This is a genomic window from Martelella sp. FOR1707 (assembly GCF_053484265.1).
This window is the reverse complement of the sequence record NZ_JBAKFP010000009.1, coordinates 178838-189487: the sequence shown is the minus strand read 5'-3', so window position 1 is coordinate 189487 and position 10650 is coordinate 178838. Positions and strand designations below refer to the sequence as shown.

10 protein-coding genes are annotated in these 10650 nt (G+C 61.9%); all 10 read right to left on the bottom strand.

Annotated features, from left to right (window positions below; translation table 11 throughout):
- Complete coding sequence (locus V6765_RS21940; RefSeq protein WP_448432740.1) at window positions 1–1578, bottom strand: ABC transporter substrate-binding protein; 1578 nt, start codon at window positions 1576–1578, stop codon at window positions 1–3.
- Between the two features lie 87 nt (window positions 1579–1665).
- Complete coding sequence (locus V6765_RS21935) at window positions 1666–2769, bottom strand: M24 family metallopeptidase (protein WP_448432739.1); 1104 nt, start codon at window positions 2767–2769, stop codon at window positions 1666–1668.
- A gap of 51 nt (window positions 2770–2820) precedes the next feature.
- A complete protein-coding gene (locus tag V6765_RS21930; protein ID WP_448432738.1) occupies window positions 2821–3771 on the bottom strand; it encodes an FCD domain-containing protein in 951 nt (316 codons plus the stop codon).
- Between the two features lie 251 nt (window positions 3772–4022).
- The gene (gene dmpG, locus V6765_RS21925) at window positions 4023–5060 is read right to left on the bottom strand and encodes a 4-hydroxy-2-oxovalerate aldolase (RefSeq protein WP_448432737.1); all 1038 of its coding nucleotides are present in this window, start codon (window positions 5058–5060) and stop codon (window positions 4023–4025) included.
- On the bottom strand, window positions 5060–6004 hold the full coding sequence (locus V6765_RS21920; RefSeq protein WP_448432736.1) for an acetaldehyde dehydrogenase (acetylating): 945 nt from the start codon (window positions 6002–6004) through the stop codon (window positions 5060–5062). Before V6765_RS21920 ends, dmpG begins: the two co-directional genes overlap by 1 nt.
- A 36-nt stretch (window positions 6005–6040) precedes the next feature.
- Window positions 6041–6745: an ABC transporter ATP-binding protein gene (locus tag V6765_RS21915; RefSeq protein ID WP_448432735.1), complete on the bottom strand. Its 705-nt coding sequence runs from the start codon at window positions 6743–6745 to the stop codon at window positions 6041–6043.
- The gene (locus V6765_RS21910) at window positions 6738–7523 is read right to left on the bottom strand and encodes an ABC transporter ATP-binding protein (protein ID WP_448432734.1); all 786 of its coding nucleotides are present in this window, start codon (window positions 7521–7523) and stop codon (window positions 6738–6740) included. The genes V6765_RS21915 and V6765_RS21910 overlap by 8 nt, the downstream gene beginning before the upstream one ends.
- Window positions 7520–8533, bottom strand: a complete 1014-nt coding sequence (locus V6765_RS21905; protein ID WP_448432733.1) for a branched-chain amino acid ABC transporter permease — start codon at window positions 8531–8533, stop codon at window positions 7520–7522. Before V6765_RS21905 ends, V6765_RS21910 begins: the two co-directional genes overlap by 4 nt.
- Window positions 8530–9396 carry a branched-chain amino acid ABC transporter permease gene (locus V6765_RS21900; protein WP_448432732.1) on the bottom strand — a complete coding sequence of 289 codons (867 nt, stop codon included), beginning with the start codon at window positions 9394–9396 and terminating at the stop codon, window positions 8530–8532. Before V6765_RS21900 ends, V6765_RS21905 begins: the two co-directional genes overlap by 4 nt.
- 51 nt (window positions 9397–9447) lie before the next feature.
- On the bottom strand, window positions 9448–10626 hold the full coding sequence (locus V6765_RS21895; protein ID WP_448432731.1) for an ABC transporter substrate-binding protein: 1179 nt from the start codon (window positions 10624–10626) through the stop codon (window positions 9448–9450).
- Window positions 10627–10650: the final 24 nt, after the last annotated feature.

Sequence of the window (10650 nt, the reverse complement as noted above, 5' to 3'; positions counted from 1 at the left end):
TCAGTCGACATGCGCCCACTTCCAGACGAACACATCGTCCGGACGCTGGACGACCGTCACATCGTCGGCCACGCCCCAGGACAGGTTCTGCTGGTGCAGCGGCACAAAGTAGACCTCGTCATTCAGGCGGCGCTGCGCATCGTAAAGCAGTCCGTCGCGGGCGTCCGGATCGGTCTCGGTGATCGCGGCCTCGATCATTGCATCGAGTTCGGGATCGGACAGGTTTCCGGCGTTCCAGGTACCCCACGCGCCCGTTCGCGTGTGAACCAGTTCCTGCATCAGGCCGTTGGCGTCGATATTGCCCGGCGACAGCCCGAGGAACCACATTCCGCGACGCTTGCCGGTGTCCGATAGGCTGGTCAGAAGCGGACCGATCGGCATGGAGGCGAGGTCCACCTCGATGCCGACCTTTTCGAGCATGCCGACAATGGCGGTGCAGATTGCCTCATCGTTGACATAACGGTTGTTCGGGCATTCCATCGTGGTGGAAAAGCCATCGGCATAGCCCGCCTCGTCGAGCAGCGCCTCGGCTGCTTCCGGATCATAGGGATAGCGCTCGAGATCCTTCATGAAACCGTGAAATTCCTGCGGGATCATGGAAGCTGTCGGCGTCGCCTGACCGCGCATCACGACCCGCGCGATCGCATCCTCGTTGATGGCGCGGTAGACCGCTTCCCGCACGTCGCGGTTGGACAGCGGATTGGTGTCGAGCTTGCTGCCCGGCAGCGGCTCGGGGCTTACGTCCATGCCGAGAAACACGACGCGCAGCTCCGGACCGGTCAAAAGTTCCACGCCGGGCGCCTGCTCGATGCGCTTTTGATCCTGCACCGGCACCGGAATGGCGAGGTCGAGCTCGCCGGAAAGCAATGCGGCCGTGCGCGTTGCGTCCGATTCGATCGGGCGGAAGGTCACGCGCGTCAGATTGTGATCGGCCTCGCCCCACCATTTGTCGAATGGCTCCGCCACAGTGCGGTTGTCGGGCTGACGCTCGACGATGCGGAAAGGACCGGTGCCGTTGGCATGCGTGTTGGAATAGGCGTTTGCCATTTCCTCGGCCGTGGCTTCGGCCTTGATGCCGTGTTCCTCAGCCCATTCGTGGGAGATGATCAGCCAGTTGCTCCAGTTGTTGATCAGGATCGGATCAGGCCGGCTCATCAAAACGTCGACGGTATAATCATCGACCTTTTCAGCGCCGACGACCACTGCCATCTTGGAGCTCTTGATGCGCGAGCCTTCGGCCAGCGAACGCTCCAGCGAAAACACGACATCGTCGGCGGTAAAATGCTGACCTTCGTGGAAATAGACGTCATCGCGCAGTTTGAAACGCCAGCGGGTGGGCTCGACAAGCTCCCACGAGGTCGCAAGCGCAGGTTCGAGCTGCATATCCGGGCCACGTTGCACAAGGCCCTCGTAAATATTACCCAGGAACCCCAGGTTGAATGTCTGGTCGAGCGCGTGCGGGTCGAGCGTCGTCACATCAGCGGAGTACGACCACGTCAACTCCTTGGCGAATGCGGGCGCCGCAGCCGTGGCCATTGCCGCGGCCAACAGCACGGCGAGTGTTTTCTTCTTGATCATCTTGGTCCCTTTATAACCTTCCAGTCTCTGCGGATTTTGTCTTCCGGTCATGAGCAAGCTTCTGATCTGCTTGTCTTTTTCTTGCGCCTAGCCCCGCCTGATCAGCGAGCGGCTCAGCGAGGAAAGAATTTCGAGTTCGCCGTTGCGGACATGCACGATGTCCTCGAGACGAATACCGAACCGGCCCGGGTAGTAGACCCCCGGTTCGATTGAGAACACGCTGCCTTCCTGCAAGGTGTCCGACGACGTCGAGGCCAGGTAGGGCGGTTCATGAATGTCGAGCCCAAGCCCGTGTCCAAGACGATGGAGAAAGGCTTTGCCATGGCCGGCTTCGGCTAGCGAAATGCGCGCGGCGTGATCCATTTCGCGGCCAGTGGTCCCGGCGCGGAAGGTCGCAAGGGCCGCCTGCACCGCGGCCTCGACCGCATCAAAGGCCGCGAGAAATTCCGCCGAGGGCTCGCCGAAAACGCCGGTTCTCGTCATGTCGGAAGGATAGTTTTCCCACCAGCAGCCGGCGTCGATCAGCACGGGCGTGTTGACCGCAAGCGGAGTATTGCCGCTATGGTGGTGCGGCATGGCGGCATTGGCGCCAAACGCGACCTGACAGAAGCCGGGACGCGCACCCTGTTTCTTCATTTCATTATAGATCGTGTCAACGATCTCCGCTTCGGTTACGCCTTCGCGCAGCGCATCAAAACCGGCCATAATGGCGGCGTCGTTGATCTGTGCGCTCTTGCCAAGCGCGGCGCGTTCTTCCGGATCCTTACGCTGGCGAAGCGCGCCGACCGTGCTTTCGGTGAAGGTGATGCGGGGATTGTCGAACAGGCCCGTAAGCAGATACGCAAAATCAGTGCGCATGGTCTCGTCAACCGCGATGGCAACATCCGAGCGCCGTTTGACGAGGCTTGAAAGGGCGGCATCGAGGGCATCGGACGGGCCATCGCCATCCGACCAGACGAAGAAAGGCAGGTCGGTGCCTTTTCGCGCGGCCTCTGCATTCATTTCCGGCATCAGGAACGCCGCGCCCTCGGCGCTGACGAGCACGAGCACCGGGCGCTCATCGCCGTGCGGGTCCACGCCGGTCAACCAGCGCATATGGCTTGAGGGGCCGAGAGCTACGAGGTCCAGCCCCGAGCGGGCCATGGCGTCACGCAACATCGCCAGCCGGCTTTCATATCTCGTATTGGTCATGGAGAAATTCTCGATCCGTGGGGAATAAACTGGTTTTCGGGCTTGGCGACGTCAGTCGTCGTCCTGCCTGGCGGCGACCGGTGGCGTCACATCCTCCGAGGGCGGGAACATGTAGCCATCGAAAAGCGGATCATCGTGGTCAGAAAGGCCGAGCAGCCGATTGTAGACATTGGCCAGATGCCGCGACATGGCCGCATGGGCCTCATCGGGATTTCGGCGAACCATTGCCGCCACGATGGCTTCGTGATCCTGGATCCATTGCAGGCGATGATCGCTGTCGCGCACCCGCTTGTGCAGCGTGTGCCACATCGGGCTGATCTTGCGCTTCTCCCACAAGCGGTAGACTGCATCGATCAGCGCGCTGTTCTGCGTGGCCTCGGCAATCCGGTGATGAAACAGTTCGTCGCCGGGATAATCCAATCCGCCCTCATCCATGCTGCGGCGATCCATTTCGATGGCCTCGCGCAGACCTTGAATATCTTTCTTGCTGACCCGCGTTGCCGCGAACCGGGCGACTTCGCTTTCAATCACCTGACGGGCCTGGAGCAGTTCGAAGGGCCCGACATCGAGCCCGTCATCTGCAGTCGACTGATGGTGGGCCGGCTCCAGCAGGAACACCCCCGCGCCCTGACGCACCTCCACCTTTCGCTCGATCTCCAGCTTGATGAGCGCCTCACGCACAACGGCACGGGTTACGGAAAGCTGGTCGGCCAGTTTTCGCTCTGTGGGAATTCTGCTTCCAGCGCGCAAGCCCATATCCCGCACGATCGCCTCAATGTCTTCCGCGACTTCCTGGTATCTGCGTTGCTTCATATTGGCCACCCAAAAACGAAAATTGGCTGACCAATATTGAGTGCAGGTGTTGGTATTGTCAATTCGACTGTCGAAAATAATCGAAAACAGGGAGGAATAGCGGGATAAGGGTTCCCGGATCCGAAAATTGATCGCCCAATTTTTCAGCTCTGGGATTTCGGGTTGTTGGTGTCGAAGCGCTATGTCCAAGCGCGAGGATTCCAGGAATCCGCAACGACCTGAAGCCGCCGGGCATGTGCTCTTTATTGTCCGGAGACTATACACCGGTGAGGCTGGCGCGCTCCCGTGCCCTCGCGGGAGGCGAGCCGGTTGCGCGAAATACCCGCAACCGTGAAGATCCCGGCGCCAGCCTTAATAACCGCTGGAAGACAAACACATTGATGCCTTTCGTCGGGACTGACGAAGGAGGATAAAGCGGGCGTATTCCCCACAATACGTCGTCAGGCCGAGCGTTTTCGGCGCGTTTCGAGCATGTCGAGCGCGACATCGACGATCATGTCTTCCTGGCCGCCGATCATCCGGCGCTCGCCGAGTTCGATCAGGATGTCACGCGCATCGACGCCGTAGGTCTTCGAGGCGTTTTCGGCATGGCGCAGGAAGCTGGAATAGACGCCGGCATAGCCGAGCGACAGGCTTTCGCGATCGACGCGGACGGGGCGTTCCTGCAACGGACGCACCAGATCGTCGGCGGCATCCATCAGCGCGAACAGATCGCAGCCCGTATCGACCGCCATCCGGTTGAGGACGGCGATCAGCACTTCGAGCGGCGCATTGCCGGCGCCGGCGCCCATGCCCGCAAGCGAAGCATCGACGCGCGCCGCACCCGCTTCGATGCCGGCAACGGCATTGGCAACGCCCAGCGACAGATTGTGATGGGTGTGGACGCCAACCTCGGTTTCAGGCTTCAGCGCCGCGCGCAGCGCCGTCACGCGCTCGCGATACTGATCCGCCAGCAGCGCGCCGGCGGAATCGGTCACGTAGACGCATTCCGCGCCATAGCTTTCCATGAGCTTCGCCTGCTCGGCAAGCTTTGCAGGCTCCGCCATATGCGCCATCATCAGGAAGCCGACCGTATCCATGCCGAGCGCGCGCGCCGCCTCGATATGCTGGCGCGAGACATCCGCCTCGGTGCAATGGGTCGCGATCCGCACCGAACGCGCGCCGGCCTGATAGGCCTGTTCGAGCTCATGCACGGTTCCGATGCCGGGCAGCAGCAGAACGGTGACGGCGGCGTTTTCGCACACCTCGGCAACCGCCGCGATCCATTCGACATCATCATGGCGGCCGAAGCCGTAATTGAAGGTCGAGCCCGCCAGACCGTCGCCATGGGTGATCTCGAGCGCGTCAACCCCGGCCCGGTCCAGCGCGCGGGCGATATCGCGGACATCGTCGAGGCTGTATTGATGGCGCATCGCGTGCATGCCGTCCCGCAGCGTCACGTCCTGAATATAGAGTTTGTCCTTGTTGGCTCGGCTCATCACGCAGCCCTTTCCCTGATGTTTTTCGCGGCCCAGTGATTGGCGGTTCTGAGCGCCGCGGACGTCATGATGTCGAGGTTTCCGGCATAGGCGGGCAGATAATGGGCCGCCCCTTCCACCTCCAGAAAGATCGTGGTCTTCAGCCCCGTGGCAAGGCCAATGCCCGGTATCCGCACCGGCTGGTTGTCGCCGATCTCCTCAAACTGCACGCGTTGCTTCAGCCGGTATCCCGGCACATATTCACGGACCGTCTCGGCCATCTCGGCGACGGAACGCTCGATATCGTCCCGCGAGGCCCCCTGCGACAGCACGAAAACGGTATCGCGCATGATCAGCGGCGGTTCGGCCGGGTTGAGAATGATAATCGCCTTGCCGCGTTCGGCCCCGCCCAGAAGCTCGATCGCCTTCGAGGTGGTTTCGGTGAACTCGTCGATATTCGCGCGGGTTCCGGGGCCGGCGGATTTCGAGGCGATCGAGGCGACGATTTCGCCATAGACGGTGCGGCGCGAAACCCGCGACACGGCATGGACCATCGGGATCGTCGCCTGTCCGCCGCAGGTGACCATGTTGACATTGGGCTCGTCGATATTCGCGTCGCCATTGATCGCCGGAATGGTGAACGGACCGATCGCGGCCGGCGTCAGGTCGATGACCTTCTTGCCATCCTTTTGCAGGATCGCGTTGTTGGAAACATGGGCGCGCGCCGAGGTCGCGTCGAAAACGACCTGGATATCCCTGTATTCCGGCATTCTCAGAAGGCCTTCAATGCCTTCATGGGTGGTCGCCACGCCGAGCCGCTGTGCCCGGGCCAGACCGTCGGACTGCGGGTCAATGCCCACCATCGCGCCCATTTCAATCACGTCCGAGGTTCGCATCACCTTGATCATCAGGTCCGAGCCGATATTCCCGGAGCCGATGATCGCGCATTTGATCTTTTCCGTCATGACATGTCCTTTTCCGTCAATCCTTCGTCCGCCCGGTCAGGCGGCGACCGCCACGAGGCGGCTCAGCTTTTCGTCATCATCGAGGAGTTCCGCGCTTGTCGACTGATGGACGATCCGTCCGCGATCGAGCACGATGGCGCGCGCCGTCATCGACAGCGCCAGACGCGCATGTTGCTCGACGACGATCACCGAAAGCCCTCGCTCGCGGATCAGCCCCCGCACGACATCGGCCAGTTCCTGAATGATGATCGGCGCAAGGCCCTCCATCGGCTCGTCTAGCAGGAGCAGGCGCGGATTAGTCATCAGCGCGCGGGCAATCGCCAGCATCTGCTGTTCGCCGCCGGAAAGCTGGTTGCCCATATTGGCGCGGCGCTCCTTGAGGCGCGGAAACACCTCGTAGACCGCGCCGAGATACCAATCCCCCGGCCGCGCCACCGTCGTCAGGTGCTCCTCGACGGTAAGCGAGGGAAACATCGCCCGTTCCTGCGGCACCCAGCCGAGACCGGCATGGGCGCGTTTGTGCGTAGCAAGCGAGGTGATATCGGCGCCGTTGAAACGGATCACGCCCGCTTGATGGCGCGTCAGCCCCATCAGCGTGCGCATCAGCGTCGACTTGCCGACGCCGTTGCGCCCTAAAAGCGCGACACTGTCGCCGCCAGCCATGGAAAACGAGATATTGTCGAGCACGCTGGCCTCGCCATAACCGGCGCAAACGCCCTCAAGGGTCAGAAGATCAGTCATGGCCGCCCTCCCCGAGATAGACTTCGCGCACGCGGCGATCGCTCATGATCTCGTCCGGCGTTCCCTCGGTCAGCACCCTGCCCGACACCAGAACGGTGATGCGTTCGGCAAAGCGGCGCACCAGCTCCATGTCGTGCTCGATGAACAGAATGCTGACATCGGCGGGCAGTCTGGCAATGACGTTGAAGACCTCGGTGCTTTCGCCCGCCGGAATGCCGGCCGCCGGCTCGTCGAGCAGCAGAATGTGCGGTCTGGACGCCAGCGCCAGCGCTATCTCGACCAGCCGCTGCTTGCCATAGGCAAGCGTCTCCACCGTGCTGCCGGCCTGGTTTTCGAGCCCGAGATCCTGAATCAGATCGAGCGCCTCCTCGATTTCGACCGTATGGCTTTGCAGCGGCCGGAACCAGTGGCGCGCAAGCCCCTTGCGCTCCAGTATCGCCAGCAGCACGGTTTCGAGAACCGTGAGCTTGGGAAACAGCGTGTTGATCTGGAACGTGCGGGCCATGCCCTTGCGCACGCGCTCTTCCTGCGAGGTCTGCGTCACATCCTCGCCGCCGATGAACACCTTGCCGGCGGTCGGTTGCAACACGCCGGTCAGCATGTTGATGAAGGTTGTCTTTCCCGCGCCGTTGGGCCCGATCAGCGCATGACGCGCGCCGGTGGGCAGAGCGAAGCTGATATCGCTGTTGGCCTGAAAACCGCCCCAGCTTTTCGACAACCCCTCGGTTGCCAGCGCAAAGCCCGCGCTTTTGGAAAGGAAACTGGTATCGTGTTTCATTCCGCCGGCTCCCTCTTGCGCAAGATCGGAAGGCCTTTCGATGCGATGAAGCGCGCCAGGTCGCTGGCGCCGCCGGTGAGACCGCCGCGCAGGAAAAACACCACCGCCATCAGCAGAACGCCCATCCAGAACTCCCAGTAGACGGGATCGACATCATTGAGGAAATCATGGGCGACCACGAACACGGCCGTGCCGATCACCGCGCCGTAAAGCCTGCCCGTGCCGCCAAGAACCAGCATCACCAGGAATTCGGCCGAACGGGTAACGGAAAGGGAATCGACGCCGACGAATTGCGTCGTCTGCGCCATGAGACCGCCCGCAATGCCGGCGATCCCGGCCGAAAGGGTGAAGGCGACCTGCAGCCGGTTGTTGACCGACGCGCCAAGGGCGGACATCCGGTCAACGCCCTCGCGGATGGCGCGCAGCGACAGGCCGAGCGGTGAGGCGGCAAAAAACTTCAGCGCGACAAAGACGATCACGACGACCGCATAGGCATACCAATAGGCGGTGTTGCCGAAGAAATCGAACTCGAAGAGGCCGAGAAGCGGCGCCATCTCGATGCCGGAAAGCCCGTCCACGCCGCCGGTCACGCCGCTCATGCGATTGGCGATTTCATAGGCGACGAGACAGATGCCGAGCGTCACCATCAACCGGGTCAGATCCTTGCCGCGCACCACGAGGAAGCTTGTCAGATAGCCAATGGCGAGCGTCAGCGCGCCTGCGATCAGAAGCCCGCTCAGAGGCTCGCGCCAGCCATGGACGGACAGAAGCCCCGCCGTATAGGCGCCGATGCCGAAAAAGGCGGCATGGCCGAGCGACACGATCCCGGCATAGCCGAGCACCAGATCGAGGCCCAGAACCGCGATGGCATAGGTCATCAGCGACAGGGCGAGCGCCCGGTCGTAGGGGAACAGGAAATAGAGGGCGGCCGGCAGCAGCCAGAAGACAATTTCGGCAAGGCGCGGACGCGGCGACGCCAGCCTCTGGACGGCCTGAAAACGGATCGTCATGCGCGCTTACCCCCGAGACCGGAGGGAAATGCGATCAGCAGCACGATCATCATGACATAGATGATGAAGGCGCCGATTTCCGGCACGAAATACTTGCCCGCGACATCGAAAACGCCAAGGAGCAATGCGGCGATCAATGGCCCCTTGATCGAGCCGGCACCGCCGACAACCACGACCAGCAGGAAATAGACCATGTATTTCAGAGGGAAGGTCGGATCGAGGCCAAGCACCTCCACGCCCAGCGCGCCGCCAAGACCGGCAAGGCCGGTGCCCAGCGCGAAGCACAGTGCAAACACCAGATTGACATTGATGCCGAGGCCCGCCGCCGCATCCTGATTATCGACGGCGGCGCGGATTTCCGCGCCGAAGCGGGTCTTCGACAGCATCAGGTGCAGCGCGAGCGTGACGACGGCGACGAACGCGATCAGCAGCAGCCTATATTTGCCGAAGTCGACGCCCATGAACCGGACCTGCCCTTGCAGCATGTCCGGGATTGCGACCAATTGCTGAGAGGCGCCGAAGAAATAGTGCGCGGCCGCAATCGAGGAGAACACGAAACCGACGGTGAACAGCATCTGGTCGAGATGCGGCGCCTTGTAGAGCCGTTGAAACAGAAGCCTCTCGGCGATGATACCGCAGAGCCCCGCAGCCACAAAGGCGAGCGGCAGGGTGGCGAGAAAGGGAATGCCCGCCCTGTTGGCCAGATAGACGCTCGCATAACCGCCGATCATGGCGAACGATCCATGGGCCAGATTGATGAAATTCATCAGTCCCATGGTGATGGAAAGCCCGACGCCGACCAGAAACAGCAAGCTGCCATAGGCCAGTCCGTCGAAGAGAATGCCGACAATATTACCTGCCATTCAAAGCTCCGAAAAAGGAAGGCGGGCGGCAAAGCCGCCCCGCCCCTGGCCTCAAGGCGTCATGTCCCGGCTTTCGGGAAATTCGAAGAACTCGACATTCGAAAGCTGCCCGTCGACCGCCTCGACCTTGCGGACATAGATGGTCTGAACGATGTCGCGGTTTTCCGAATCGACGGTGATCGGTCCGCGCGGGCTTTCTATCGTCGCGCCCTTCAGCGCCTCGGCAATAGCCGGCCCCGAGGCATCGCCGCCGGTCTTTTCCAGCGCATAGTAAAGCGCGGCCATGCCATCATAGGCGGACACCGAGAGGAAGTTCGGCCAGGGATCATCGGGGTAGGCGGCAAGATAGGCTTTCACGAACTCCCGATTGAGGTCGGAATCATGCGCCATCGCATAATGTCCGGTAGTCACCACGCCGAGCCCGGCCTCGCCGGTCTGGCGGATGGTCAGTTCGTCGGTGAGATCGCCCGTGCCGAACATGGTGATGCCCGCTTCCTTGAGGCCGCGCTGATCGAACTCCTTGATGAAGTTGATCGTCGCCTCGCCCGGCGGCAGCCAGACGAACACCGCGTCCGGCTGGGCATCCTTGATCCGCTGGATGAACGGCGCGAAATCCGGGTTCTGCGCCGGAACGCGCAGGCTTCCCGCAACAGTGCCGCCATTGGTCGTCAGCCCGCGAATGAAGGCGGTTTCCGCATCGTGACCGGCGGTGATGTCGGCCACCAGCGTATAGACGTTTTCATAGCCCTGTTCGGCGGCAAAGCGGCCGGCCGGCTCGGTGATCTGCGGCAGCGTCTGGCCAACGCGGATCATGTAGGGATTGGCATCGGTGATATGCGACGACGATGCGTTCATCACGATCATTGCCGTTTTGGTTTTCTCGGCCAACGGCGCAGACGCCATCGCCGAAGCGGTGAAGGTGAAGCCTGCCAGAACGTCGACGCGATCGCGCACCAGAAGATCCTGAACGGCGCGGCGGGCGCGATCGGGGGTGATGCCGCCGTCATCCTTGACGATCAGTTCGATCTTCTTGCCCGCAACCTCATCGCCATGCTGCTTCATGAACAGGTCGATGCCGTTCTGCATCTGGGTGCCGTAAATGCTGAACGGCCCGGACAGCGACAGAACCACGCCTACCTTGACGGTATCATCCGCGGCGAAGGCGGGAAGCCCCGCGGTCAATGCGGTCGCGGCCAATGCCGCGCCGAGAAAATGTCTGCGTTTGATCATTTCGGTCTTCCTCCTCAAAAAATA